The 26,116-nt window shown below is 71.3% G+C and carries 25 protein-coding genes and 1 pseudogene; 15 read left to right on the forward strand and 11 right to left on the reverse strand.

Translation table 11 applies throughout. The features are described 5' to 3' along the window. Positions 1 to 117: 117 nt before the first annotated feature. Positions 118 to 1,464: an MFS transporter gene (locus OG580_RS22705; RefSeq protein ID WP_267048081.1), complete on the forward strand. Its 1,347-nt coding sequence runs from the start codon at positions 118 to 120 to the stop codon at positions 1,462 to 1,464. Between the two features lie 107 nt (positions 1,465 to 1,571). On the opposite strand, the gene OG580_RS22710 is transcribed toward OG580_RS22705, so the two are convergent. Next, positions 1,572 to 1,784 carry an acyl-CoA carboxylase subunit epsilon gene (locus OG580_RS22710; RefSeq protein WP_267045510.1) on the reverse strand — a complete coding sequence of 71 codons (213 nt, stop codon included), beginning with the start codon at positions 1,782 to 1,784 and terminating at the stop codon, positions 1,572 to 1,574. A gap of 27 nt (positions 1,785 to 1,811) precedes the next feature. Next, the gene (locus OG580_RS22715; protein WP_267045511.1) at positions 1,812 to 3,404 is read right to left on the reverse strand and encodes an acyl-CoA carboxylase subunit beta; all 1,593 of its coding nucleotides are present in this window, start codon (positions 3,402 to 3,404) and stop codon (positions 1,812 to 1,814) included. Positions 3,405 to 3,538: 134 nt separating this feature from the next. On the opposite strand from OG580_RS22715, the gene OG580_RS22720 reads away from it, so the two are divergent. The 4 genes from OG580_RS22720 to OG580_RS22735 all read left to right on the forward strand — a co-directional run bounded on the left by OG580_RS22720 (position 3,539) and on the right by OG580_RS22735 (position 7,915). Further along, complete coding sequence (locus tag OG580_RS22720) at positions 3,539 to 4,390, forward strand: biotin--[acetyl-CoA-carboxylase] ligase (RefSeq protein ID WP_267045512.1); 852 nt, start codon at positions 3,539 to 3,541, stop codon at positions 4,388 to 4,390. A gap of 235 nt (positions 4,391 to 4,625) precedes the next feature. Continuing rightward, positions 4,626 to 5,789, forward strand: coding sequence for an adenylate/guanylate cyclase domain-containing protein (locus tag OG580_RS22725; protein ID WP_267045513.1), 1,164 nt, complete (start codon positions 4,626 to 4,628; stop codon positions 5,787 to 5,789). A 62-nt stretch (positions 5,790 to 5,851) separates the two neighbouring features. Continuing rightward, positions 5,852 to 6,640: an enoyl-CoA hydratase/isomerase family protein gene (locus OG580_RS22730; protein WP_267045514.1), complete on the forward strand. Its 789-nt coding sequence runs from the start codon at positions 5,852 to 5,854 to the stop codon at positions 6,638 to 6,640. A 99-nt stretch (positions 6,641 to 6,739) separates the two neighbouring features. Next, positions 6,740 to 7,915, forward strand: a complete 1,176-nt coding sequence (locus OG580_RS22735) for a GGDEF domain-containing protein (RefSeq protein ID WP_267045515.1) — start codon at positions 6,740 to 6,742, stop codon at positions 7,913 to 7,915. A gap of 125 nt (positions 7,916 to 8,040) precedes the next feature. Here OG580_RS22735 and OG580_RS22740 read toward each other — a convergent pair whose 3' ends face one another. After that, the gene (locus OG580_RS22740; protein ID WP_267045516.1) at positions 8,041 to 9,078 is read right to left on the reverse strand and encodes a CdaR family transcriptional regulator; all 1,038 of its coding nucleotides are present in this window, start codon (positions 9,076 to 9,078) and stop codon (positions 8,041 to 8,043) included. A 108-nt stretch (positions 9,079 to 9,186) separates the two neighbouring features. On the opposite strand from OG580_RS22740, the gene OG580_RS22745 reads away from it, so the two are divergent. Then, positions 9,187 to 10,083, forward strand: coding sequence for an alpha/beta hydrolase (locus OG580_RS22745; protein ID WP_267045517.1), 897 nt, complete (start codon positions 9,187 to 9,189; stop codon positions 10,081 to 10,083). Positions 10,084 to 10,133: 50 nt separating this feature from the next. After that, positions 10,134 to 11,426: a serine hydrolase gene (locus tag OG580_RS22750; RefSeq protein WP_267045518.1), complete on the forward strand. Its 1,293-nt coding sequence runs from the start codon at positions 10,134 to 10,136 to the stop codon at positions 11,424 to 11,426. 33 nt (positions 11,427 to 11,459) lie between these two features. On the opposite strand, the gene OG580_RS22755 is transcribed toward OG580_RS22750, so the two are convergent. Together OG580_RS22755 and OG580_RS22760 are read right to left on the reverse strand one after the other, a co-directional pair. After that, complete coding sequence (locus tag OG580_RS22755; RefSeq protein ID WP_267045519.1) at positions 11,460 to 11,804, reverse strand: hypothetical protein; 345 nt, start codon at positions 11,802 to 11,804, stop codon at positions 11,460 to 11,462. A gap of 593 nt (positions 11,805 to 12,397) precedes the next feature. Then, positions 12,398 to 12,988: a hypothetical protein gene (locus tag OG580_RS22760; protein ID WP_267045520.1), complete on the reverse strand. Its 591-nt coding sequence runs from the start codon at positions 12,986 to 12,988 to the stop codon at positions 12,398 to 12,400. A 318-nt stretch (positions 12,989 to 13,306) separates the two neighbouring features. Here OG580_RS22760 and OG580_RS22765 point away from each other — a divergent pair, with 318 nt between their 5' ends. Continuing rightward, positions 13,307 to 14,263 (forward strand): DUF1214 domain-containing protein, encoded by a 957-nt coding sequence (locus tag OG580_RS22765; RefSeq protein WP_267045522.1) that lies wholly within the window; start codon positions 13,307 to 13,309, stop codon positions 14,261 to 14,263. A 1,066-nt stretch (positions 14,264 to 15,329) separates the two neighbouring features. Here OG580_RS22765 and OG580_RS22770 read toward each other — a convergent pair. Beyond that, positions 15,330 to 15,530, reverse strand: coding sequence for a hypothetical protein (locus tag OG580_RS22770; protein ID WP_267045523.1), 201 nt, complete (start codon positions 15,528 to 15,530; stop codon positions 15,330 to 15,332). Between the two features lie 109 nt (positions 15,531 to 15,639). Between OG580_RS22770 and OG580_RS22775 the strand changes: the two genes are divergently transcribed. Further along, on the forward strand, positions 15,640 to 15,927 hold the full coding sequence (locus tag OG580_RS22775) for a helix-turn-helix transcriptional regulator (protein ID WP_267045524.1): 288 nt from the start codon (positions 15,640 to 15,642) through the stop codon (positions 15,925 to 15,927). A 274-nt stretch (positions 15,928 to 16,201) separates the two neighbouring features. Here the strand turns inward: OG580_RS22775 and OG580_RS22780 are convergent, their stop codons facing one another. Both OG580_RS22780 and OG580_RS22785 read right to left on the reverse strand, forming a co-directional pair. Continuing rightward, positions 16,202 to 16,696: a DUF3237 domain-containing protein gene (locus OG580_RS22780; protein ID WP_267045525.1), complete on the reverse strand. Its 495-nt coding sequence runs from the start codon at positions 16,694 to 16,696 to the stop codon at positions 16,202 to 16,204. A gap of 207 nt (positions 16,697 to 16,903) precedes the next feature. Continuing rightward, positions 16,904 to 16,996: pseudogene (locus OG580_RS22785) on the reverse strand (helix-turn-helix domain-containing protein); the annotation flags it as partial. A gap of 192 nt (positions 16,997 to 17,188) precedes the next feature. On the opposite strand from OG580_RS22785, the gene hutH reads away from it, so the two are divergent. Beyond that, positions 17,189 to 18,730: a histidine ammonia-lyase gene (gene hutH / locus OG580_RS22790; protein ID WP_267048082.1), complete on the forward strand. Its 1,542-nt coding sequence runs from the start codon at positions 17,189 to 17,191 to the stop codon at positions 18,728 to 18,730. A 109-nt stretch (positions 18,731 to 18,839) separates the two neighbouring features. Here hutH and OG580_RS22795 read toward each other — a convergent pair whose 3' ends face one another. Further along, positions 18,840 to 19,118 (reverse strand): hypothetical protein, encoded by a 279-nt coding sequence (locus OG580_RS22795; protein WP_267045526.1) that lies wholly within the window; start codon positions 19,116 to 19,118, stop codon positions 18,840 to 18,842. Positions 19,119 to 19,229: 111 nt separating this feature from the next. Between OG580_RS22795 and OG580_RS22800 the strand changes: the two genes are divergently transcribed. Both OG580_RS22800 and OG580_RS22805 read left to right on the forward strand, forming a co-directional pair. Next, positions 19,230 to 19,574: a hypothetical protein gene (locus OG580_RS22800; RefSeq protein WP_267045527.1), complete on the forward strand. Its 345-nt coding sequence runs from the start codon at positions 19,230 to 19,232 to the stop codon at positions 19,572 to 19,574. Positions 19,575 to 19,775: 201 nt separating this feature from the next. After that, a complete protein-coding gene (locus OG580_RS22805; protein ID WP_267045528.1) occupies positions 19,776 to 21,047 on the forward strand; it encodes an Ig-like domain-containing protein in 1,272 nt (423 codons plus the stop codon). A gap of 78 nt (positions 21,048 to 21,125) precedes the next feature. On the opposite strand, the gene OG580_RS22810 is transcribed toward OG580_RS22805, so the two are convergent. After that, entirely contained in the window at positions 21,126 to 21,995 is an 870-nt protein-coding gene (locus OG580_RS22810; RefSeq protein ID WP_267045529.1) for a helix-turn-helix domain-containing protein, read from the reverse strand. A gap of 129 nt (positions 21,996 to 22,124) precedes the next feature. Here OG580_RS22810 and OG580_RS22815 point away from each other — a divergent pair, with 129 nt between their 5' ends. The 3 genes from OG580_RS22815 to OG580_RS22825 all read left to right on the forward strand — a co-directional run bounded on the left by OG580_RS22815 (position 22,125) and on the right by OG580_RS22825 (position 25,181). Next, positions 22,125 to 23,177 carry an NAD(P)-dependent alcohol dehydrogenase gene (locus OG580_RS22815; RefSeq protein WP_267045530.1) on the forward strand — a complete coding sequence of 351 codons (1,053 nt, stop codon included), beginning with the start codon at positions 22,125 to 22,127 and terminating at the stop codon, positions 23,175 to 23,177. 75 nt (positions 23,178 to 23,252) lie between these two features. Beyond that, positions 23,253 to 23,612 carry a DUF1330 domain-containing protein gene (locus tag OG580_RS22820; RefSeq protein WP_267045531.1) on the forward strand — a complete coding sequence of 120 codons (360 nt, stop codon included), beginning with the start codon at positions 23,253 to 23,255 and terminating at the stop codon, positions 23,610 to 23,612. Positions 23,613 to 23,696: 84 nt separating this feature from the next. Then, the gene (locus OG580_RS22825; RefSeq protein WP_267045532.1) at positions 23,697 to 25,181 is read left to right on the forward strand and encodes a recombinase family protein; all 1,485 of its coding nucleotides are present in this window, start codon (positions 23,697 to 23,699) and stop codon (positions 25,179 to 25,181) included. A gap of 165 nt (positions 25,182 to 25,346) precedes the next feature. On the opposite strand, the gene msrA is transcribed toward OG580_RS22825, so the two are convergent. Next, complete coding sequence (msrA, locus tag OG580_RS22830; protein WP_267045533.1) at positions 25,347 to 26,015, reverse strand: peptide-methionine (S)-S-oxide reductase MsrA; 669 nt, start codon at positions 26,013 to 26,015, stop codon at positions 25,347 to 25,349. Positions 26,016 to 26,116: the final 101 nt, after the last annotated feature.

Here is a 26,116-nt window from a genome sequence, read left to right on the forward strand (position 1 = left end):
TCCCTCGATCTCCCCACCGCCTCCGCTTCCGCCTCCGCTTCCGCCTCCGCTTCCGCCTCCGCCTCCGCCTCCGCCTCCGCTTCCGGCTCCGCCACCGCCCCCGTCCTCCCCGACCGTATGACCGGCCGGATGCGGCTCGTCCTCGTCGTCCTCCTCCTCGCCCAGTTCATGCTGGCCGTCGACTTCTCGATCCTGAACGTCGCCCTGCCCGTCATCGGTCAGGGACTCGGCTTCACCCTCGGCGGTCTCCAGTGGATCGCCACCGCCTTCGCCCTCGCCGCCGCCGGCTTCACCCTCCTCTTCGGGCGTGTCGCCGACCTCGTCGGCCGCCGCCGCCTCTTCCTCGGCGGCATGGCGCTCCTCGGCCTCTCCTCCCTGGTCGGCGGCCTGGCCACCGGACCCGAGATGCTCATGGCCGCCCGGGTCGCCCAGGGCCTCGCCACCGCCGCCGTCACCCCCGCCGGGCTCTCCCTGCTCACCGCCTCCTTCCCGGAGGGCCCGCTGCGCGCCAAGGCGCTCGGCCTCAACGGCGCCCTCATGTCCGCGGGCTTCACCACCGGCGCGATCCTCGGCGGCGTCCTCACCGACCTGCTCTCCTGGCGCTGGGCCTTCCTCGTCAACGTGCCGGTGGCCCTCGCCGTCCTCCTCGTCGCCCCCGCCGTCCTGAGCGAGAGCCGCCCCGCCGTCCGCCCCCGCCTCGACGTCCCCGGCGCGGTCACCGTCACCGGCGGCCTCCTCGCCCTCGTCTACGGCCTCACGGTCGCCGGCGGACACGGCTGGACCGACCCCACCGCGCTTACCGCCCTCGCCGCGGGCGCCGCCCTCCTCACCGCCTTCGTCCTCGTCGAACGCCGGGCGGCCGCACCGCTCGTCCCCGTCCACGTCCTGAGGCGCCGCACCGTCGTCTGGGGCAACCTCGCCGGGCTCGTCGCCTTCGTCACCGAGACCTCGCTGGTCTTCCTGCTGACGCTGTACCTCCAGGACGTCCTCGGCTTCTCGCCGCTCGCCGCCGGGCTCTCCTTCGGCGTCCTCGGCGCCGGCACGGTCCTCGGCGGCGTCCTCGCCTCCCGCTTCATCGGCCGCTTCGGCGCCCGCTCCGCCCTCGTGGCCGGCGGCCTCGTCCAGGCGGCCGCCACCCTCTCCCTGTACGGACTCGGCGACGACCGCGGCAGCCTCGGACTGCTGCTCGCCGCGACCTTCGCCGGCGGCGTCGGCAACATGCTCGCGATCGTCGGCTTCATGGTCACCGCCACCTCGGGGATCCCCGACGGCGAGCAGGGCGCGGCGACCGGGCTCGCGACCATGACCCAGCAGGTCGGCATCACCATGGGCACACCGGTCATGAGCGCCGTCGTCGTCACCGCGCCCGTCCTCCTCGACGGCATCGGCCTCGCGGTCCTCGTCAACGCCGCGATCGTCGCCGTCGGAGCCGTACTCGCCGGCCTCTTCCTCCGCCGTACGTGACGGCGCGCGGCCCGAGGACGGCGCGCGGCCCGAGGACGGCGCGCGGCCCGAGGACGGCGAAAGGCCGGACCCCCCGCACACGGGGTCCGGCCTTTCGCCTTCCGCTCCTACACGGGCCAGTACGACCTGGCCCAGGCCCGCGGGCCCGGACGGTGCCGTACCGCCCGTGCGATACGGGAGGGATCCGACCACCCCTCCGGTACGACCGGGCCGCCGCCCTCGGCGGACGCAGCCGCCACTGCCGCGGCCCGGGCCTGAACCACCGCCAGTGCGGCGGCCAGCTCCTCGGGCGTCGGGTTTCCTCGTACGACCTTGATCACAACGGCTCCTTCAACGCTCGTACGCGGCTACAGCGGGATGTTGCCGTGCTTCTTCGGGGGAAGGGATTCCCGCTTGGTGCGCAGCTGACGCAGGCCCTTCACGATCTGCGGGCGCGTGTCCGACGGCATGACGACGCCGTCGATGTAGCCGCGCTCGGCCGCGATGTACGGGTTGAGCAGGGCGTCCTCGTACTCCTGCATCAGTCGCGCCCGCTCGGCGTCCTGGTCCTCGGCGGCGGCGATCGTCCGGCGGTGCAGGATGTTGACCGCGCCCTGCGCGCCCATGACGGCGATCTGCGCGGTCGGCCAGGCGAGGTTGAGGTCGGCGCCCAGGTGCTTGGAGCCCATGACGTCGTACGCGCCGCCGAAGGCCTTGCGGGTGATGACGGTGATGAGGGGGACGGTGGCTTCGGCGTAGGCGTAGATGAGCTTCGCGCCGCGCCGGATGATGCCGCCGTATTCCTGGTCCACGCCGGGCAGGAAGCCGGGTACGTCGACGAAGGTGAGGACCGGGATGTTGAAGGCGTCGCAGGTGCGGACGAACCGCGCGGCCTTCTCGGAGGCGTTGATGTCGAGGCAGCCGGCGAACTGCATGGGCTGGTTGGCGACGACGCCGACGGGGAAGCCCTCGACGCGGCCGAAGCCGGTCAGGATGTTCGGCGCGAACAGTGCCTGGGTCTCCAGGAACTCGCCGTCGTCCAGGACGTGCTCGATGACCTTGTGCATGTCGTACGGCTGGTTGGCCGAGTCGGGGATCAGCGTGTCGAGCTCGCGGTCCTCGTCGCTCACCTCGGTGTCGGCGACCTCGGGGAAGGCCGGGGCCTCGGAGAGGTTGTTCGACGGCAGGTAGGACAGCAGGGACTTCACGTACTCGATGGCGTCCTTCTCGTCCCCCGCCATGTGGTGGGCCACGCCCGAGGTCGAGTTGTGCGTGCGGGCGCCGCCCAGCTCCTCGAAGCCCACGTCCTCGCCGGTGACCGTCTTGATGACGTCGGGGCCGGTGATGAACATGTGCGAGGTCTGGTCGACCATCACCGTGAAGTCGGTGATCGCGGGGGAGTACACCGCGCCGCCCGCGCAGGGGCCGACGATCAGGGAGATCTGCGGGATCACCCCGGAGGCGTGGGTGTTGCGGCGGAAGATCTCGCCGTACATGCCGAGCGCGCTCACACCCTCCTGGATGCGGGCGCCGCCGGAGTCGTTGATGCCGACGACCGGGCAGCCCGTCTTCAGCGCGAAGTCCATCACCTTGATGATCTTCTGGCCGTACGTCTCGCCGAGCGCGCCGCCGAAGACCGTGAAGTCCTGCGAGAACACGGCGACCGGGCGTCCGTCGACCGTGCCGTAGCCGGTGACGACACCGTCTCCGTACGGCCGGTTGTTCTCCAGGCCGAAGTTGGTCGACCGGTGCCGGGCCAGTTCGTCCAGCTCGACGAACGATCCCTCGTCCAGGAGCAGGGCGATCCGCTCGCGCGCGGTCAGCTTGCCCTTCGCGTGCTGCTTCTCCACCGCACGCTCCGAGCCGGCATGGGTGGCCTCGTCGATACGGCGCTTGAGGTCCGCGATCTTGCCTGCGGTCGTGTGAATGTCGATCTCGTACTGCTCTGCCGGCTCGGACATCGGGATGCGGCTCCCTGCCTGGTCACGGGGGGTTCGTTGACTACGAATGGGCTAGTGCTGAGCTACTGACCCGTAGCGTATCGACGCCGATACGGTTCGGCACTGCGGTGTTTGCCACACCTAGTGTGGCTTGCATGACGACCTCTCAAGGCTCCGGCCGGCCCTGGTCCGACCTCGACCGGCCCCCGCTGAACGCCCCCGCCCTGCGCCGCGCCCTGGTCCGGCCCGAGGAGCTGTGGACCTCGCTCGACGTGGTCACCACCACCGGCTCCACCAACAGCGACCTCGCCGCCCGCGCCGACGAGCTGCCCGAGGGCGCGGTGCTCGTCGCCGAGGAGCAGACCTCCGGCCGCGGCCGCCTCGACCGCAGCTGGACGGCGCCCGCCCGCTCGGGCCTCTTCCTCTCCGTGCTCCTCAAGCCGGACGTGCCCGTGCACCGCTGGGGCTGGCTCCCGCTGCTCACCGGCGTGGCCGCCGCGACCGGCCTCGCGAAGGCCGCCGGCGTCGACGTTTCCCTCAAGTGGCCGAACGACCTGCTGGTTTCCGTCGGCGGCGAGGAGCGGAAGGCCGGCGGCATCCTCGCCGAGCGCGCCGGCGAGGACGCCGTCGTCGTCGGCCTCGGCATCAACGTCACGCTCCGTGAGGACGAGCTGCCCGTCCCGGCGGCCGGCTCCCTCCTCCTCGCCGACGCCGTCTCCACCGACCGCGACACCCTGCTGCGGGCCGTCCTGCGGTCCCTCGCCCACTGGTACGGGGAGTGGGTGCGGGCGGACGGCGACCCCGAGGCCTCGGGCCTCCAGGCGGCGTACGAGGCCGGCTGCGCGACCCTCGGCCGCCGCGTACGGGCCGACCTGCCCGGCGAGCGGATGCTGGAGGGCGAGGCCGTCGCCCTGGACGGCGACGGGCGCCTCGTGGTGGCCACGGAGGGCGGCGGTACGGAGGCGGTCGGCGCGGGCGACATCGTGCACCTGCGGACACCCGCCTGAGGGCCTCCGGCGGTGATCCGGCGGTGACGGGACGGGGTCAGGGGCCGGATCGGGCACGGGTCGGGCCCGGCTCCGGCGCGGTCCCGGGACGGCCACGGACGCCCTGGACCCCGGCCAAGGGACGGAATGGCTCGCCGTTCAGGCGTGAGCCATTCCACACCTGTCGTATCGTGGAGCGCGATCCAGGCGACAGATCGGCAGGACAAGTGGGCAGGGAACGGGCAGGAGGCGGCCGGTGACCGTCGACGACGCGAACGCGGACGGCGGGTCGGAGCCATCCCCGTACCCCGCGGCCGAGCCCTCCGCGTATCCCACGCCCCACCACGAGGTCGACCACACGGCCGAGCCGAGTGACGACCCCCTGGCGATCCGCCTCGAACAGCTCATCCTCGGCGCCGACCGCCGCTACACGCCGTTCCAGGCCGCCCGCACCGCGGGTGTCTCCATGGAGCTCGCCTCCCGCTTCTGGCGCGCGATGGGCTTCGCCGACATCGGCCAGGCCAAGGCGCTCACCGAGGCCGACGTCCTCGCGCTCCGCCGGCTCGCCGGCCTCGTCGAGGCCGGGCTGCTCAGCGAGCCGATGGCGGTCCAGGTCGCCCGCTCCACCGGACAGACCACCGCCCGGCTCGCCGAGTGGCAGATCGACTCCTTCCTGGAGGGCCTCACCGAGCCGCCCGAGCCCGGCATGACCCGCACCGAGGTCACGTACCCCCTCGTCGAGCTGCTCCTGCCCGAGCTGGAGGAGTTCCTCATCTACGTGTGGCGCCGGCAGCTCGCCGCCGCCACCGGCCGCGTCGTCCAGGCCGCCGACGACGAGGAGATGGTCGACCGCCGGCTCGCCGTCGGATTCGCCGACCTCGTCGGCTTCACCCGGCTCACCCGCCGCCTGGAGGAGGAGGAGCTCGGCGAGCTCGTCGAGGCCTTCGAGACGACCTGCGCCGACCTCGTCGCCGCGCACGGCGGCCGGCTCATCAAGACCCTCGGCGACGAGGTGCTCTACTGCGCCGACGACCCCGGCACCGCCGCCGAGATCGCGCTCCGGCTGATCGAGACCCTCGGCCACGACGAGACGATGCCCGCGCTGCGCGTCGGCATCGCCTTCGGCACCGTGACGACCCGCATGGGCGACGTCTTCGGCACCACCGTGAACCTCGCCAGCCGGCTCACCTCGATAGCGCCGAAGGACGCCGTCCTCGTCGACGGCGCGCTCGCGAAGGAGCTGTCCAGGACCGGGGACGCGCCCGTCTCCGAGGCGGAGGCGGCCGAGGAGGCCTCCCGCGCCGAGAAGGAGGGCCGCCCGGTCGCCACGTACCGCTTCGCACTCCAGCCGATGTGGCAGCGGCCCGTGCGAGGCCTCGGTGTCGTGGAGCCCTGGCTCCTGACCCGTCGTCCCACCTAGGATCCCGGTGAACGCCCGTTAACCACCGTTGACGGGCCCAGTCGGTCGGGAGGGCGTACGGCATGTCCGAGCAGCGTTTTGGTGAGTTCGTGGTGGTCCGGCGGGAGGGGCACGTCGCCGAGCTGGTCCTCGACCGGCCCAAGGCCATGAACGCGGTCTCCTCCGAGATGGCCCGCTCCCTCGGCGCGGCCTGCGAGGCGCTCGCCGCCGACGCCTCCGTCCGCGTCACCGTGCTGACCTCCTCGAACGACCGGGCCTTCTGCGTCGGCGCCGACCTCAAGGAGCGCAACTCCTTCACCGACGCCGAGCTCGTCCGCCAGCGCCCGACCGCCCGCGCCGCCTACACCGGCGTCCTGGAGCTGCCGATGCCGACCGTCGCCGCCGTGCACGGCTTCGCCCTCGGCGGCGGCTTCGAGCTGGCGCTCGCCTGCGACGTGATCGTCGCCGACGCGACCGCCGTCGTCGGCCTCCCCGAGGTCTCGGTGGGCGTCATCCCCGGCGGCGGCGGTACGCAGCTGCTCCCGCGCCGGGTGGGCGCGGCGCGCGCCGCCGAGCTGGTCTTCACGGCCCGTCGGGTGGAGGCGGCGGAGGCCCGTGAGCTCGGTCTTGTCGACCTCCTGGAGGAGGACGCGCGGACGGGCGCCCTGGAGCTGGCCGGGCGGATCGCGGTCAACTCGCCGGTCGGGCTGCGCGCCGCCAAGAAGGCGATGCGGCTCGGTCAGGGCCTGGACCTGCGGGCGGGCCTGGAGGTCGAGGACGCGGCATGGCGGTCGGTGGCCTTCTCGGGGGACCGGGCCGAGGGCGTGGCGGCCTTCAACGAGAAGCGGAAGCCGGCGTGGCCGGGGGAGTAGTCGAGTCGGCCATCCGATTTCCCTCCCATGTCACTTTCCGTGTCACTTTCCGTGACGTCTCGCAAGGGAAAACGGACTAATACTCCCTAAGCTGGAGGAATGGGTGAGGATGTGCGGCTGCGGGCCGTAGTGGCGCTGGCGCAGGGGATGGCGGCGGCGCACACACCACGGGAGTTCTGGCGGGCGGCGGCGCTCGGGTCCTGCGAGGGGCTCGACGGCAGCTTCGCGGCCCTCTCCGTCTGGGAGCGGGACCACGGTCGGCTGAAGGTCCTGGTCAACGCCGGGGAGCGGGTCGTGGGCGAGGAGGAGTTCCCGGACTCGGAGACGTATCCCGTGCACGAGTTCCCCGAGATCACCGAGTTCCTGCACGAGCAGTGGGCGGGCGGCGGGGAGCCGGACGCCTGGGTGGAGACCGCCGGTGACCAGGTCCCGACGGGCCGCGTGGCCGGTCTGCGCAGGCGGGGGCGGGGGTGCTGCGTCGTCGCCCCGATCGTGCTGCACGGGCGGGCGTGGGGGGAGCTGTACGTGGCGCGGCCGCCGCAGGCGAAACCTTTCACCCGCGCGGACGCCGACTTCGCGACCGTCCTCGCGGCGGTCGTCGCGGCGGGCATCGCGCAGGCCGAGCGCCTGGAGGAGGTCCGCAAGCTGGCCTTCACCGACCCGCTCACCGGGCTCGCCAACCGGCGGGCCGTCGACACCCGCCTGGACGAGGCCATCGAGCGCTACCGGGTGGACGGCTCCGTCGTGAGCCTCCTCGTGTGCGACCTCAACGGCCTCAAGCGGGTCAACGACACCCACGGCCACGCGGTCGGCGACCGGCTCCTCGAACGCTTCGGCTCCGTGCTCTCCCGCTGCGGGGCCCGGCTCCCCGGGGCGCTCGCGGCCCGCCTGGGCGGCGACGAGTTCTGTCTCCTCACGGTCGGCCCGACGGCGGACGAGGTGGTCGCGGTCGCGGAGGAGCTGTGCGTACGGGCGGCGGAGCTGGAGCTCGGCGAGGGCGTGGCCTGCGGCGTGGCCTCCACCGGCGACCCCATCGGCCCGCTCAGGTCGGCGCGGCGCCTCTTCCGGCTCGCGGACGCGGCCCAGTACCAGGCGAAGGCCGCGCGCTCGGCGAAGCCGGTCGTGGCGGGCCGCGACGGCACCGTCATCCGCCTGGCCGACGCCCCACCGGGCGCCCGCGACCGCCGCCGCTTCCGCGACGCACCACCGGTGGAGCCGCCGAAGGACGCGCTGCCGGTGGAGCCCCTGCCGGAGGGCCCGCCCCGGGAGGCGTGAGGTACGGCTGCGCACTCCGGGGCGCGGGGCCCGGCCCTCGACGCACGGCCGGAACAGCATGGGCCCGCGTGTACCGCCCCTGCTGTACCGGCCGACTCCAGGGCCACTTCGAGCCCGACGCCCGCTCAGTCGCCGAGCAGCCGCCACGCGGTGAGCGCGATCCTGGCCCGGGTCAGGCCGGTGGCTTCGGTGACGTCGATGTCCAGGGTCTTCGAGATCTGTTCGAGCCGGCGGGCGATGCTGCTGTGGTGCAGGTGGAGCAGGTCCGCGGCCCGGCGCAGCGAGCCGGTGGCGCAGTAGGTGTCCAGGGTCTCCAGATCCTCCGGGTTGCCCCCGGCGAGCCGGCCGATGGCGGCCACGTCGGTGTTGTCCCGCGCGGTGTCCTCGGGGACCTCGGCCAGGAGGGCCAGTGCGCCCAGGTCCGGGTAGCGGACGACGGGTTCGCGGGGGGTGGTGAAGCGGAGGGCGGTGCGGGCCTGCCGCCAGGACCGGTCGGGGCTTCCGGCGGCGCCGATGCCCGCGCGCACGCCCGCCGGGAACCGGGCCGGGTCCAGGACCGTGGCCAGGATGACGCCGACGTCGGCGAGGGGCGCCGCCTTCACCGGGCGGCCCGGGCAGACCAGGCCGCCGAGCCGGTCGAGCGGGAGCCGCGTCCGTACGGCGACGACGTGGACCGGCACGTCGGCGGCGAAGCCCAGGAGCCGTAACGCCCGGGCTCTGGCCGGTTCGTCGCTGTCGGAGCTGATGACCAGTTCGACGAGCGCGGGGTCGGCCATGGTGGTGCGCGCCGGGCCGTGCCGCTCGACGATCCCGGCGGCGGCGATGGCCAGCCGGTCGAGGAGCACGTCGTCGAGGGGGTTCGGGGAGCCGGGGCGTTCCAGCCACACCGTGCCGATCTCCTCCTCGTCGAGCGTGATCGGCGTCGTGGTGGACGCGGACGACGGTGGGCCGGACGCGGGCCTGCCGTCGGGTGCGAGGCGGATCACCCGGCCCGTGCCGTGGAGCCTGATCCCGGCCACGCACTCGGCCAGGCCCGCCGAGGCCCGGGTGAGCGCCGCCAGGTCCACACGCCGGCGCATCAGCGTGTCGTAGAACGCGATGATGCGGATCGCACCGTCGACGTACGGATCAAGTCCCGACAGCCGTACGGCCAATGCCTCCATGACCGAAGAGTAGAGGGAGAAGTGCCCGCCGATCGGCGCGAGTTCGGGGTGGGATGCGCGACGGACGGCGGATGACCTCTCCGGGTGCCGGCGCCGAGGATGGTCGTCATGGACCCCGAACTCGAACCGTTCATCCCGTTCCTCCCGCTCATGGACATGAGCGACCCGGTCGCCGGGCGCAAGGACTTCGCCGCTCGTGCCGCCGCCGCGCCGGCTCCGGACACCTCGCGCATGGAGATCGAGGACCATACGGTGTCCGCCCGGCCGGACGTGCCGGTACGGGTCTACCGCCCGGACGGGGCACAGGGCGCCGTCGTCTGGCTGCACGGCGGCGGCGGAGTCTTCGGCGACCTCGACACCGAGCACCCGTGGGCCGCCCGGATCGCCGGTCTCTCCGGGGCGGTGGTGATCTCGGTGGGCTACCGGCTGGCGCCCGAGAACCCGTTCCCGGCCGCCCTGGACGACGCGTACGCCGTACTGGCCTGGGCGGCCGAGCACGCGGGCCGGCTCGGCACCGACGCGGGACGGATCGCGGTCGGCGGTCACAGCGCCGGTGCGAATCTCGCGGCCGCGGTGTCCCTGAGGACGCGTGACGAGCAGGGCCCCGCGATCCGGTTCCAACTGCTCAACCAGCCGGGCCTCGACGACCGTTACGAGACGTGGTCGGCGCGGACCTTCACCGACACGCCCTGGTTCAACAGCGCCCAACGCGCCGCGGCCTGGCGGCACTACCTGGGCACCGAGGCCGCCACCCCGTACGCCGCCCCCGCCCGGGCCACGGATCTGTCCGGCCTGCCTCCGGCCTACATCGCCACTGCGGAGTTCTGCCCGAACCGCGACGAGGGCCTCGCCTACGCGCTGCGTCTGCTGCAGGCGGGTGTGCCGGTCGAACTCCACCAGTGGCCCGGCACCTTCCACGGATCGCAGGCGATCCTCTCCGCCGAGGTCTCACAGCGCCAGAACGCCGAACTCGGGGCGGCCCTGCGCCGCGCGCTCGCCGAGTGAGCCGAGCGCACCGCAACTCCCCATTCATGGACGGCGAAAGGTCGAACATCATGAAGCTCCGAACGGTGTTGTGCGGAACTGTGGCCGTGCTGGCCGCCTGCGCGGGAACGGTGGCCGCCGTTCCCGCGCCCCCCGAGGCGAGGGCCGTCCCGGCCGGCGCGACGAGCCCGTCGGCCGGCCTCGACGGCGGCCTCGGCCTCGACGGCGGCCTCGGCCTCGACCGCGCGGCGCTGCGGTCCGCCCTGGACGGTGTCCACCGCGCGGGGGTTCCGGGCGTGTTCGCCGAGGTGCGCGACACCGGCCGGACCTGGCGCGGCGCCTCCGGGGTCGCCGATCTCGTGACCGGCCGTCCCGTCACGGCGGACATGCGGCAGCGCGTCGGCAGCGTCACCAAGACCTTCACCGCCGCCGCCGTCATGCAGCAGGTCGAGCAGGGCCGGATCCGGCTCGACGCGCCGATCGGTGACTACCTGCCGCAGCTGGTGCCGGGGGAGCGCGGCCAGAGGACCACGGTCCGGATGCTCCTGAACAACACCAGCGGCATCCCCGACTACATCCCCTACGCGTTCCCGTCGCTCGGGGCGTTCCCTTCCCTGCCGGACGTGACGACCGAGAGCCTCGACGACAACCGGTTCAGGGAGTTCCGCCCGGCCGAGCTGATCGAGATGGGGCTCGCGGCGCCGCCCGCGAGTGAGCCCGGAGCTCTTCCGGGGGTGTACTCGAACACCAACTGGCTGATCCTCGGCCAGCTCCTGGAGGAGGTGACCGGCACCCCGGCGGAGGAGTACATCACCCGGAACGTCATCGAGCGCGCCGGACTCCGCGACACCGCGTTCCCGGAAGGGACGCGCATCGAGGGACCGCACTCGCGGATGTACGAGGCCTTCTACGGTCTGATCGATCCGCCGCGCGACTACAGCGTCTACAACATGTCGTGGACGGGGACGGGGGCTTCGCTCGTCTCGACCATGGAGGATCTCAACCGCTTCTACGCGGAGTTGCTGGGCGGCAGGATCGTCAGCCGGTCGTCGCTGGCGGAGATGCAGCGCACGGTCCCGGTCCGGGCGCTGGACGGGTCGATGATCGAGTACGGCTTCGGCCTGCGCAAGGTCGGCACGGACTGCGGCACGTTCTGGGGTCACGACGGCACGGTCTGGGGTGCCGGGACGATCTCCCTGACCCGGGCCGACGGCAAGCGGCAGATGTCCGTCGCGGTCAACCTCCAGCGGTGGAACGAGCCGGACTCCTCCGGGGTGCCGCAGCCCCACCCCATCGACGGCGCGCTGTCGACGCTGTACGGGCGGGCGCTGTGCGGCGGTGAGGCGGCGGGGATCACCCCGTAGCCGGGATCACCCCGTAGCCGGGGTGGGCCCGCCTCAGCAGCTCTGAGACGCGCCTTGCTGGGCCCCCGCGCATTCCGGGCACAGCGTCTGCCACTCGACGACCGGCCGGAACAGCATGGGCTGGGTGTGTCTGCCCGCGCACTCCTGTGCACCTTCGAGGCGCGGGGAGAGGCGGGGCGGCCCGGCCGGCGGCCCGGTCGGCGGGGCGGCCACGCGCAGGGGCGGTACGTGACGCAGCAGGTATCTGACCAGCCCGCCGGGCCGGTGTACGGGAGTCCCGGCACCGGGCAGGCCGCGCAGGACGTGCCCGTGGACGTCGGCGGAGGTGTGCCCGGCGGCGAGCCAGCGGGCGACGAGCAGGGCGAGTTCGTCGTGCATGCCGGGCGGGATGTGCCGGAGGGCGGGACCACGACAATCGGCGCCATCTGCGGAAACACCCGCTCGGCCCCGGCGCGGAAGGGGATGCTGCCGAAGATCTTGGCGGCTTCTTCGGCCCGCAGGGGAATGCTGGAGACGAGCTGTTGGGTGGCCCAGAGGCCTCCCTCTCCCTGGACGCGGCGCTCGTGCACGTACCCCTCGGTCTTGAGCTGCCGTTTGGCCTGGTTGAAGGAACGGGCCCCGATCCGGGCGTGCTCGGCGGTCTCGGAGAGGGTCTGGCGGGAGTGCCCGGGGAGGGAGAGCTGCCAGTTGAGGATCCGTGCGGCGTCGGAGTCGAGGCGCGGATGCCGAATGATGTCGTTGGTGATTTGGGTGAAGTCGCGTTCGGGCGCGATAAAGTTGCGGTAGATCACGGTGGAGTCGCATTCCGCTAGTGATTCAGGCCCTCGACGATGGTTCCAGCCATCGACGGGGGCCGTTTTGTTGCGAACGTACCGCACGGCATATGCCCGCAACGACACGCAGAGTGAAGACCGCCCGTACGAGTGAAGTGCGCCGCGAATTCGCACAGTTGCTCGCTGGAGTGAGACCGGTCAACCCGCCCGCCGACGCTTACGGTTGGGCCGACTCCGGCGTACGAGGCTGTCGAGGGCTCCCACGGACGCGCGGACGTGGGCCGGTTCGCGTGGGGTCCTCCCGCCCGCGCACCACCAAGAGAGTTGCCCGTCGACTTCTCGTGGATGCATGCCGATGCCGTGCTCGCCGCACACGGGCCAGGCCTGCCAGAGAAGCTCGATGACGGTGTCCTGCGCGGCTTCGGCTACGACCGCCAGGGCTCCGGCGGGGTCGTCCACCGAGGTCGAGTCCAGCGGATTACCGTGCCATTCGCCGTTGGGGAGGGCTACGTAGACGTTCTCGACCTCGTCCCCGTCCCACGGGGGAAGTCCCATCAGCGCCAGCGGGCCTTGCTCGGGCAGCGTCACCGCGAGGTCCCGGTTGACGAGGGCGAGAGCCTCGTCCCACAGCGGGTACGTGCCCAGCAGGATGCGGCCGGGCTCGGGAGGACCGAAGAACGCTCTCATGAAGCCATCCTGCACGGCGGCAGGCCCTGGGATGAACAGGACGATGGCCGCGACGGCCAGGACGAAGGCGACGGTGGGCAGCCACACGGTGGTTTTGCCCATCAGGACCAAGAACAACTGACGCAGCGCCGGCGGGCGCCGACGCCGCGATGCGCTTGCGTAGGCGTGGCCCGCCCCCGCGCCCGGCCCGCCGGGATGCGGATGCGCCGCCCGGGCCCTTAACTGGGAATTGCGGTCTCGCACGGAAGTAGCGTGACCGGCGAAGGAACATGCCCTGGGCCACGCGATCGGGAGGCTCCAGCACCGGCGGTTGACGGCAGCCAGCCGCACCGCAGCACCGCGTGCCTTCGCAGTCGCTCCCGGACATCTGGAACCGGCCCAGGCCACCGAACCTGATCCCCGTCCCCGCAAGGAGTGCACGTGAGCGACGCGTCGATCGTGACGTTGGACAACTTCGCCCAGGCGGAGACTGCGCACTACTTTCTCAAGCAGTTGGCGAAGGCACCGGTCAACCGGTACTTCCACGACCGGGAGCCGGTGAACGTCGACAGCCAGGTGGTCATCCGGTCGAACGTCGACCTGATCTACTCCTACGCCGTCGTCGACGTCACCAAGGAAGCCACCTTCCACGTCGCCGAGTCGGCGGAATTCCAGGTCGACCAGATCATCGACGAGAACCACTACACCGTCGGAGTGGTCTACCCGGGCGAGACACTGACCGTGCGCAACTCCGACCTGTCGAGCGGCACGCACGTCTACATCGCGGGCCGCACCGCGATCACCGGCGGCCTCGAGCACGCGCAGCAGCTGCAGGACGCTCGGCAGATCAGCGCCGCCACCGACCACCCCTATCAGCCGGCGGACTACGACACCGCCAGCCTGGACGCGGTGCGCGCGACGCTGGAGGCCCGCGCCGCGGAAGCCGATTTCAGCCAGGCGTTCGGGACACCCGAGAGCACGACACCCGACCAGCACACCCTCGGCGCGGCGCTGGGATGGGGCGGGCTGCCACCGGAGCACGCCCAGTACTTCCAAGCCCGCATCACCGCCTCCGGGCACGACGCCTGGACGTTCCCCGTGCCGCCGCTGGACTTCGACCACAACGGCTACTTCTCCGTCATCAAGTACGACAGCAAAGGATGGCTCGACGTCGCCCGGCCCGGACTGTCCGACAAGGAACTGGTCCGCAACGACGACGGCACGATCACCGTGTGGTTCGGCGACGAACGCACCGCAGGGAAACCGAACGTCATCGCCACCACCGAAGGCCAGGATTACTACTTCGGCATGCGCCTGTACCGGCCCAAAGACGTGGACGATACACGGAAGTTCATCGCCGACCTCAAGGCCACGCCCGTGAAGCCCGTGGCCCCGTAGAGTCCGGTCGGCCTCTGGCGCGCACCGCCAGCGGGTGACCGAGCTCGGGATGCGCGGTGGAAGCCAGCTCCTGCGCCGCCGGCTCGGCCGCGGCGTCCAGGACCGGCCGGGCCAGGATCGCTGTGGGCCGGCTCCACACGGATCAGCGCATCGGCGAACAGCGTGTCGAACTCGGCGATGCGCAGCGGCTGCTCCTCGGTGGGCAGCGTGCACGATTGCGGTACCCAGGTCACGGCCGGCCCTGGGACTCCGCTGTTCCGCCACCAGTTGTACGCGGCGCGGGCGGGCGCGGGGTGGGGTACTGGGGGTGGGCGTGCTTCGTGGGCTTCTGGTGGGACCGCCCTCTTTCCGAGAGTCGCAGCTTCCGCCGCCGCGTCAAGGGCAAGTCGGCGGAGCCGATGGCCTACGGCCACCCTTGACCCGGCGGCGGAAGCTGCGCAACAACTCTCGGAGGGCGGTCCGGGGGCCGGGGTCACACCGGGGCCCGGGCATCGGCCGGGGCGCGTGAGTGCCCTCGGGCCGGTGGGTGGGGGCTTGCCCACCGGCCCCAGCCGCTAGCCAAGCCCCCACCCGCCGGCCCGTCGGCCGCTCACGCGGCCGGAGCGATGCCCGGGCCCCCGCGCGGCCACGCCCCCGGCCGCCACACTCGGAAAGAGGGCGGCCGCACCAGAAGCCCACGAAGCAGGCCCACCCCCAGAGCCCCCCCGCTGCTCCCGTCGCCCCCGCCGGCTGTCGGCGCTGTGCTCTGTCTGTCCGGCTACGGGGTGCGGAGCCAAAGGGCGGCGCAGAGTGCGCCCACGGCGACCGCGATCAGGAAGAGGGCGGCGCGGGCGACGTACTGATGATGCGGACGGCCCCGCGCGGGGTCAGGCTCGCGCGTTCCTCCGGGCTTGCCGACCAGCAATGTTCGACCGCCGCTTCCCAGAGGTATCCGCTGGGGCGCACCAGGGTGAGCAGATTCCCGTGTACGTCCCGTACTTGCCCGGTGAGCGCCCGCTGCGCGTCGGTCACGACGTCGCCGACGCGGTACCTCACGGGGTGGGCCGGGCGGTGCGGAGGAGGGCGGTCAGCCGCTTGGCGCCGCCGAAGCCGATGACCCCGAGCCGTACCGGTGGATGTCTCCGCCGGGCGTGCGCGTCACGTCGCGGTAGAGGCCGTTGGTGGGGAGCCCGGCGGTGTCCATGGCGGCCTTGAGGTCGCGGTACACGCGGGCGGCTTCGGCCTCGGTGACGGGGCGGACGGGGGGTGTGGTGGTGGGCGTACGCATGGAGGTCTCACTTTCTGATGGATCTCCTCCGGAACAACTCCACGATGGCGTGACCAGCCCTACGCTTTGCAGGAGTTGAGTTCCATTGCGCAGGTGAGGAACGGGGCATATGCCAGGAGCGCAAGATCTGGACCCCGGCGACAGCATCGAGCAGTACCTCGGGAATGCCGTCCGCGAGGCGCGGCTGGCGCTGGGGCGAGAGTGGACGCAGGCGTACCTGGCGTCGAAGGTCTTCAGCAGCGGAACCCGGATCTCGGAGATCGAGCGGGGCGAGGAACCCCCGGACCGGGACTTGGCGAAGAAGCTGGAGGTCGTCCTCCAGCTCCCGCCCGACTCGTTGGTGAACCTCGTGAAGATCCTGAGTCAGCAGAGCGTCCGCGACTACGCGAAGACCTAACCTGCGCCGCCAACTCGAAGCCCACGCCATCCACGAGTTCTCGATCGTGGTCCCTGGCCTGCTCCAGACACAGCATCGGCCCGCCGACGGAGCTCACCGACATCCCCGGGTGCCCCGGTCGCGGATGCAGCCGGGTGGTCGTACCCCGATGGGCGGCCAGTTCCGGGAAGAGTGCCTCGACGTCAAGTGGCCGTGGCGGCGTGGTCCTTGTCATGGAAGGACTTTAGAAGTCATCTCCCGGGAGGCCTTCCTTTGCGGCTTGTCGCGACGGCGGTCAGGCCACGGAGTAGAAGCGGATGGCGACTTCGGAGTCGTCGCCGCGGGCGAGGCCGATGAAGAGGGTGCGGGCGAGCCAGAGATGGGCGGGGGCGGCGGTGCGGAAGACGGGGGAGGTTCGGTAGTACACACCTGCCTCGGACACCTGCAGGGCGCCGTCGTGCTGGGCGGGGGCGGTGGGGTCGTCCTCGTGGTAGTAACCGCGGTTGGTGATGTCGATGACTGCGCCGTCATCGGCTTGAAGGAGGTATCGGGCATCGAGCTGGTAGACCCCGCCGCGTCTGTCGCACCAGTCGCCGCCGCCGGCCAGGACAGTGCCGCGCAGGCGGGGGCCATCGACAGTGCCGCCGGTGATGGGGACGTACTCGGTGATTTCGCCGGCACCGTGCCCGATGTGCAGTGAGGGGGCGAGGAAGGCACGGACCTCGAAGGCGAAGTCGAGGGCGGGGGTGAAACCCGGCCCGACGGCGGTCTGCGGCTCTGGGGCAATCACGGCACTCCGTAAGGCTGCGGGGCTGGCGTGGCGGTATGCCGGATCCTAGACACGCCATGCTCAGCCCGGTCAACAGTGTTGACATAGCGTGGCTCTGCACCGTTGCAGCTCAGCGGCCATCGACCCCACAGGGCAGAACCCCCAGACCTCTCCGTCCTGGGCTGGTGCTCCGTACGTTTGAGAAGCCATCTCAATTGGCTCGGCACATCACTGCCTCCCGAATTTCTTGTGGACGGCATGTCGACTGACTCCCAGCTCGGTCGCGATCTCCTGCCGCGACCGGCCCTGGTGGCGCGCACTGGATCGGTCGGCGCCCGCCCCCTCCTGCGCCGCATCCTGCGCCGTCCAGGTTGTCGAGCGGCAGACTGGAATCCCCACCGGTGATCACCGGTCCGACGGTCATCGCCCGGTAAGGGTCCTTACCCCGTCGAGACGGTGACCCATCACCTAGTGACAGGTCGGTCTTCAATCCGTAGGGTGCTGAATATGGATATGCAGACAGTCGTCCTCGGCACGTCCGGCACGACCCCGCAGGACGTCATCGACGTCGCCCGCCACGGCGCCCGCGTCGAGCTGTCGACCGAGGCCGTGCACGCCCTCGCCGCCGCCCGGGCCGTGATCGACGCGCTCGCCGCCAAGCCCGAGCCCGTCTACGGGGTCTCCACCGGCTTCGGCGCGCTCGCCACCCGGCACATCAGCCACGAGCTCCGTGCCCAGCTCCAGCGCAACATCGTCCGCTCGCACGCCGCCGGCATGGGCCCGCGCGTCGAGCGCGAGGTCGTGCGCGCGCTGATGTTCCTGCGGCTCAAGACCGTGGCCTCCGGCCACACCGGCGTCCGCCCCGAGGTCGCGCAGACCATGGCCGACGTCCTCAACGCCGGCATCACCCCGGTCGTCCACGAGTACGGCTCCCTCGGCTGCTCCGGCGACCTCGCCCCGCTCTCCCACTGCGCGCTCGCCCTGATGGGCGAAGGCGACGCCGAGGGCCCCGACGGCGTGCTGAAGCCCGCCGGCGAGCTGCTCGCCGCACACGGCATCGCGCCCGTCGAGCTCAAGGAGAAGGAGGGCCTCGCCCTCCTCAACGGCACCGACGGCATGCTCGGCATGCTGGTCATGGCCCTCGCCGACCTCGACACCCTCTACAAGTCGGCCGACATCACCGCCGCGCTCTCCCTCGAAGCCCTCCTCGGCACCGAGAAGGTCCTCGAACCCGAGCTGCACGCCATCCGCCCGCACCCGGGCCAGGCCGCCGCCGCCGCCAACATGCTGGCCGTGCTCAAGGGCTCCGGCCTCACCGGCCACGCCCTCGCCGGCGAGGCCCCCCGCGTCCAGGACGCCTACTCGGTGCGCTGCGCCCCGCAGGTCGCCGGCGCCGGCCGCGACACCATGGCCCACGCCCGGCTCGTCGCCGAGCGCGAGCTCGCCGCAGCCGTCGACAACCCCGTCGTCCTCTCCGACGGCCGCGTCGCCTCCAACGGCAACTTCCACGGCGCCCCCGTCGCGTACGTCCTCGACTTCCTCGCGATCGCCGCCGCCGACCTCGGCTCGATCGCCGAGCGCCGCACCGACCGCCTCCTCGACAAGAACCGCTCGCACGGACTGCCGCCGTTCCTCGCCGAGGACGCCGGCGTCGACTCGGGCCTGATGATCGCCCAGTACACGCAGGCCGCCCTGGTCAGCGAGATGAAGCGACTGGCCGTCCCGGCCTCCGCCGACTCCATCCCGTCCTCCGCGATGCAGGAGGACCACGTCTCCATGGGCTGGTCCGCCGCCCGCAAGCTGCGCACCGCGATCGGCAACCTCAACCGGATCATCGCGGTCGAGCTGTACGCCGCGACCCGTGGCATCGAGCTCCGTGAGGGCCTCACCCCGGCCCCCGCCTCCCAGGCCGCCATCGACGCGCTGCGCGCGGCCGGCGTCGAGGGCCCCGGCCCGGACCGGTTCCTCGCGCCCGACCTGGCCGCCGCCGACACCTTCGTACGGGAGGGGAAGCTGCTCGCCGCGGTGGAGCCGGTCACCGGCCCGCTGGCGTAACGAGCGACGCGGTACGCGTGAGGGCCCGCCCCCGGATTCCGGGAGCGGGCCCTCACGCACGTACGGAGGACGGGGCGTCAGGACGCCCGGCCACGCCGCGGACGGAGCGTCAGGACGCCCGGCCGCGCCGCTGCATCGCCAGGGCCACGAACCCCGCGCCGACCCCGAGGAACCCCGTCCCGCCGAGCAGGTACGGCGTGGTGTCCGGGTTCCCGGTCTCCGCGAGGCGGGCGTCGCCGCCCGTGCCCGGATCGTCCTCGATGATCCCGACCCCGACCCGCACACCGCCCGGTTCGTCGGTGGCGTTCGCGGACGGTACGAACCACAGGGCGCACAGCAGCGTCCCCGCCGCGGTGGCGGTCAGAAGTGGGCGTCGGGCGGCGGACACGGAAATTTCGATCCCCCTTGCGGAAACCGCGCGTCGGTAGGTGTCCCGATGCTAATGAACACAGCGGGTCGCGGGAAAGCCGAGAGCCCGCCGACCCCTACGCTCCGACTCATGAGTACTTCCGAGACAGCGCGCTATGTACGGCTTCGTGTCGATGTGGTCCTGGAGATCGACGGCCCCGCCGAGCTGACCGAGGCCGCCGAGGGCCGCATCAACGGTGACGAGTTCATGCCCGAGGAGGATCGGGTGCAGGCCCGCGCCGCCGCCCGAGAGGACAGTGCCGAGGCCCTCGCCCATCTCGTCGAGCCCTTCGACCTGATCCGGGACGTCCCCGGGATCGAGATGGTCCAGGCGTCCTGGAGCACCGAGGAGATCGAGTACGACCCCGATGCGTTGGAGTGGGACCTCGGCGAGGAAGATGGGGACGAGGAAGAAGACGACGACGACCGGCCGTAGGGGCGAGGACCAGCCGTAAGGCCGGAAGACACCCTGTTCAAAGGCCTCGGGACACCGTCCCGGGGCCTTTCGCGTGGCCCCGGGAACCGGACGCTCCACCCGTGCGTGTCGATCAGTGGTGTTCCCCACAAACCGCCCGGTTCCGGAACCGGACGGGGTGTCATGGGTATTTAAGTAAGCGTTGGCAGGGAATCGGCGACGATGGAGATGCGTGTGATGACGGACGGCAAGCGCCGCAAGAGCCTGGCGGTCGCGGCCGCGGTGCTCGGCGGCGTATTGGTGCTCTCGGCGTGCAACGACGGCGAAAAGGGCGGCAGCGCCTCCGGTTCCGCGACGCCACAGTCCCAGGCCCAGGTCGACGAGGCGGCGGAGGCGGCGAAGACGTCGAAGGCGCAGATCACCATCGCGCCCAAGGGCGGCGCGCAGAACGTGTCCATCAACAACGACGCCAAGGTCACCGTCACCGACGGCAAGCTCACCGAGGTCACCTTGACCTCCGCCGAAGGCACGAAGGTCAAGGGCGAGATAGCGGCCGACGGCCTCAGCTGGAAGCCGAGCGAGCAGCTCGAGCGCGCCACGGTCTACAAGATCGCGGCCACCGCCACGGACACGGACGGCCTGGAGGCCCACGAGAACTCGTCCTTCACGACGGTCTCGAAGGCCAACAGCTTCATCGGGAACTTCACCCCCGAGGACGGCTCGACCGTCGGCGTCGGCATGCCCGTCTCGATCAACTTCAACAAGGCGATCACCGACAAGGCGGCCGTCCAGGGCGGCATCACCGTCACCTCCAGCACCGGACAGGAGGTCGTCGGGCACTGGTTCAACGCCCAGCGCCTCGACTTCCGCCCCGACGACTACTGGACCGAGGGCTCGACCGTCACGCTCAAGCTGGACCTCGACGGCGTCGAGGGCGCCGACGGCGTCTTCGGCGTCCAGCAGAAGACCGTCACCTTCAAGATCGGCCGCAACCAGGTCTCCACCGTCGACGTCGCCACCAAGACCATGACGGTCACCCAGGACGGCAAGACGATCAAGACCATCCCGATCTCCGCCGGCTCCCCGGAGAACCCGACCTACAACGGTCAGATGGTGATCTCCGAGAAGTTCAAGGAGACCCGGATGAACGGCGCCACCGTCGGCTTCACCGACGACGACGGCAAGGGCGAGTACGACATCAAGGACGTGCCGCACGCCATGCGCCTGTCGACGTCCGGCACCTTCATCCACGGCAACTACTGGGGCGCGGACTCGATCTTCGGCTCGGCCAACACCAGCCACGGCTGCGTCGGCCTGAACGACGCCAAGGGCGCCGGCGACCCGAACCAGCAGGCCGCCTGGCTCTTCGACCACTCGATCGTCGGTGACGTCGTGATCGTCAAGAACTCCAAGGACAAGACGATCGCCCCCGACAACGGCCTCAACGGCTGGAACATGAGCTGGGCGGACTGGAAGGCCGGCTCGGCGGTCTGATCCGCACCCCGGTCGTACGCGAAAGGGCCCCCTCCACGAGGAGGGGGCCCTTTGCGCTACGACCGCCCCTGCCCGCCGCTACGCCTTCCGTACGTCGGAGGGCTCGTCCACACCCCACTGCGCGAGCAGCCGCAGCGCGTCCGCCGAGGCCGACCCCGGCTCCGCGTGGTACGTCACCAGCACCAGGTCGGGATCGTCCCCGGCCACCTTCAGCGACTCGTACGACAGCGTCATCTCACCCACCAGCGGATGCCGCAGCCGCTTCGTGCCGTGCCCCTTGTCGGTCACCGTGTGCGCCGCCCACAGCGAGCGGAACTCCTCGCTCTTCACCGACAGCTCGCCCACGAGCGCGAGCAGCTGCGGATCGTCCGGATAGCAGCCCGCGTACAGCCGCAGCACGCTCACGACCTCGATCGCCTTGCACTCCCAGTCGATGTACAGGTCGCGCGCGTTCGGATCACGGAAGATCATCCGGGCCATGTTCCGCTCGTCCGGCTCCCACGCCGCGAAGTCACCGAGCAGCGCCCGCGCCATCCGGTTCCAGGCCAGGATGTCGAGACGGCGACCCAGGACGAAGGCCGGCACCCCGTCCATCGAGTCGAGAAGGTGCGCGAGCCCCGGCCGGACCCGCTGCGGACGCGCGATCGCCGCCCGCTGCCGCTTCTTCACCGTCGGCTTCGCCAGATGCGTCAGATGCGCCCGCTCGGTGTCGCTGAGCCGCAGCGCCCGCGCGATCGCGTCCAGCACCTCCATGGACACGTTCCGGCCGTTGCCCTGTTCGAGACGCGTGTAGTACGCCACCGACACCCCGGCCAGCTGCGCCAGCTCCTCCCGGCGCAGCCCCGGGACGCGCCGGTGCCGCCCGAACTCGGGCAACCCCACGTCCTGCGGCTTCAGCCGGGCCCGCCGGGAGCGGAGGAATTCGCTGAGTTCGGCACTGAGGTCCATACGACCCCATTATCGGCGCGGAGACGGGCGGACGGACGGACGTTCCTGACCCTGCCAGTGGTAGGCACGCCGGACGTAGGCAGAACAGGTGCCTGGGTGATGTCCGAGACCTCGGGCAGTCTGGGACCCATGACCACGAACGTCACCACCGTCCCCGCCTACGCCGCCCCCTCCGCGAACGCTCCGCTGGAGCGCACCACCGTGCCGCGCCGCCCCGTCGGCGAGCACGACGTCCTCATCGAGATCAAGTACTCCGGCATCTGCCACTCCGACATCCACCAGGCGCGCGACGGCTGGGGCGAGGGCATCTTCCCGATGGTCCCCGGCCACGAGATCGCCGGCATCGTCACGGAGGCCGGCCCGGGGGTCAGCCGCTTCCGGGTCGGTGACCGGGTCGGCGTCGGCTGCTTCGTCGACTCCTGCCGGGAGTGCGCGTACTGCCTGCAGGGCCTGGAGCAGTACTGCACGCAGGGCGGGACGGGGACGTACAACGCGCTCGACAAGAACGGCGAGCCGACCTACGGCGGCTACTCCACCCACATCGTCGTCGACGAGAACTACACCCTGCGCATCCCCGAGGGCATCGGCCTCGACGAGGCCGCGCCCTTGCTCTGCGCGGGCATCACGCTCTACTCGCCGCTCGCCCACTGGCAGGCGGGCCCGGGCAAGAAGGTCGCGATCGTCGGCCTCGGCGGCCTCGGCCACATGGGCGTCAAGATCGCCCACGCGCTCGGCGCCGAGGTGACCGTGCTCAGCCAGTCGCTGAAGAAGCAGGAGGACGGGCTGAAGCTGGGCGCGGACCACTTCCACGCGACGAGCGACCCGGAGACCTTCACCCGGCTCGCCGGCACCTTCGACCTGATCATCTCCACCGTCTCCGCACCGCTGGACTTCGGCGCCTACCTGAGCCTGGTCAAGACGGACGGCGCCCTGATCAACGTCGGCGCCCCCGAGGAGCCCGTCGCGCTCAACCTCTTCTCCCTCATCGGCGGCCGCAAGACCCTGGCCGGCTCGATGATCGGCGGCATAGCCGAGACGCAGGAGATGCTCGACTTCTGCGCCGAGCACGGCCTGGGCGCCGAGATCGAGGTCATCGGCGCGGACCGGATCAACGAGGCGTACGAGCGGGTCATCGCGAGCGACGTCCGCTACCGCTTCGTGATCGACGCGTCGACGATCTGACCCCTGCGTCCGGAGTCCCGGGGCATGACGTCAGGGGTAATCGACCCGCGCGCCGTGCCCCGGCAGGCTGGTCCCATGACCGCATACGCGATGGCCAACCTGCACCCGAAGCCCGTCCTCGACGAGGAGGTCTTCACCTACATGGAGCGCATCCAGGCCACCCTGGACCCCTTCGGCGGCCGCTTCCTCGTCCACGGCGCCCCCGACCGCGAGGTAGTGGAGGGCGCCTGGCCCGGCCGCCTCGTACTCCTCGGCTTCCCGACGTACGAGAACGCCAAGGCCTGGTACGCCTCCGAGGCGTACCAGGCCCTCATCCCGCTCCGCGCCCGCCACATCCCGGGGGACGTCCTCCTGATCGACGGCGTCCCCGAGAACTACGACCCGGCGGCGACGGCGGCCCTGCTGCGCGGGGCGGCGACCGACCAGGTCCGGTAGTCCGGCAGTTCTATTCCAGGTACTGCTGACTACACCAGTTCTCTTTGCGTAGCATTACTGATGCTCTTCGCAAAGGGGTGGGAAATGGACGAAGCGACGCCGGTGATCCCGGTGGTCTCGTACGCGCGTATCTCCGCCGACACGGCCAGAGATGGTCACGGTGTCGAGGACCAGCACAAGGTCAACGAGGAGACGGCGGCCCGCCTCGGCTGGACGATCGTGCGCCGCTACACCGACAACGACTTGTCGGCGGCCAAGGCGGCGGTGGTGCGCCCGGACTTCGAGGCCATGGTGAAGGTGCTCAAGTCGGGACACATGCCGGACGGGCAGCCCGTGCGCGGCGTCATCGTGGTCGCGGACGACCGGCTCACACGCAGGGCGGGCGATTACGAGCGGTTCGTGGACGCGCTCACGTACGAGGAGGGGCGGCTGTACGCAGACGCCAAGGGGTCGAAGAACCTCTACAGCGAGGATGTGGAGTCCATGGGGCTCTTCGGCGTCGTCATCTCCAAGATGGAGGTGCGCAAGATGCAGCGGCGTGCGCGCCGCTCGCACCGCGCTCGCGCCGAGCTGGGCATCCCGGTGGGCGGAAAGCGCCCGTTCGGCTGGAAGGGCGACAAACTCACCCTGGAGCCCGAGGAGGCAGCGTGGCTGGCGAAGGCCGCCCGTGAGGTGATCGCCGGCAAGTCGCTTCACTCGATCCTGCGTGAGTGGCAGGAGGCCGGCGTCCGCACGATCAACGACAAGGAGTGGGCGAGCCGCTCGCTCAAGCTCGCCTTGTGGAACCCGCGCCTCTGCGGCTGGCGGAAACACCATGGCGAGCTGGTGCGCGACGTCAACGGCGTGCCTGTCGTCGGTCTCTGGGAGCCCGTCATCACGCCCAAGGAGTGGATGGCCATCGACGCTGTCTTCTCGGCCCGTATCGGCCCCAACGTCAAGGCTGACGGGACGGTCACGGACTACCGCACCCCGTCGTACCTACTGACGGGAATCCTTCGGTGTGGAAAGCCGGGTTCGGACGGCCGGATCTGTGACTCGCCCCTCCGGGCGACCGCGCGGGCGGACCTCTCCGGGGGGTACCTCTACCAGTGCCCCAGTAAAGAAATGGGCGGATGCGGGGGCATCGGGCGTAACGGCGCCAAGATCGACGAATTCATCGGGGAGGCCGTGCTCGCGAAGCTGGAAGAGAGGGCGGCCAGGGCGACGTGCACCGACGAGAAGTGGGGAGGGGAAGAAGAGCTGGACCGCCTGATGACCAAGCAGCGCAAGTTGCTCCAGGCATGGCAGGAAGACCAGGTCTCGGATGAGCTCTTCTTTCCCGAGAACCGGAATATGGAAGCGCGCGTCAAGGAACTCCGTGCGGACAGGGCGCGTCACGCCCTGAGCCGGCAGCGGGCCGCCGAAGTCACTGGCGACGTACGCGAACACTGGACTTCGGGACGACTGGACCTGACCCAGAAGCGTGCGCTGATCCGGGAAGTGCTGCACGCGGTGATCGTGCTGCCGGTGGGGGGCGGAGGCCGCCGCCCGTTCAATCCTGACCTGCTGGTCCCGAAGTGGCGGGACTGAAGGGGGAGGCGAAACGGAAAGAGGCACCAGCCATCTGGCTGGCGCCCCCTAGTCCCGAGTGCATCGTCCGGCGCGTATGTACCGCGGAACGTGAGGCCGACGGGCGGACCCGTCGGCCGGCGTTCTCGCCACGGCCGCGCCGGCAGCTCGGGGATCAGGTCAGGGTCACTTGCCGTCGGCCGGAGCGACACCGATCGGGCAAGAAACGCCAGTCCCACCGATCCCGCAGTAGCCGTCGACGTTGCGGTCAAGATACTGCTGGTGATACGCCTCCGCCGGATAGAACGGGCGGTCCTCGTCGGCCGGGAGGACGTGGGTGGTGATCTCGCCGTAGCCGGAGCCCGTCAGGACCTTCTGGTAGGCCGCGCGGGAGGCTTCGGCCTTCGTGGCCTGGTCCGGCGTGTGGGTGTAGATCGCCGAGCGGTACTGGGTGCCCACGTCGTTGCCCTGGCGGAAGCCCTGGGTCGGGTCGTGGGACTCCCAGAAGAGCTTCAGGAGGGACTCGTACGAGACCTTCGACGGGTCGAAGACGACCCGGACGGCCTCGGTGTGACCGGTCAGGCCGGAGCACACCTCCTCGTACACCGGGTTCGGCGTGATGCCGCCCTGGTAGCCGACGAGCGTCGTCCAGACGCCCTCGGTCTGCCAGAACTTGCGCTCGGCGCCCCAGAAGCAGCCCAGCGCGAAGTCGGCGGCCTCCAGGCCCTCCGGGTAGGGGCCGAGGAGCGGGTTGCCGAGGACCGTGTGGCGCTCCGGGACGGAGAACTCCGGCTCCGGGCGGCCGCGCAGGGCCTGCTCGGGGGTGGGGAGGACGGGGGTGCGGGACAGGAACATGCTGCATCTCTCCTCGACGGTCGGCGCTTACGCACAACAAGGGAGGGCCGGGAGGGATTCCCCCTCCCGGCCCTCCCCGATGCCGAGCACCGATGCCGAGC

It is taken from the genome of Streptomyces sp. NBC_00094, from assembly GCF_026343125.1.
Lineage (GTDB): Bacteria > Actinomycetota > Actinomycetes > Streptomycetales > Streptomycetaceae > Streptomyces.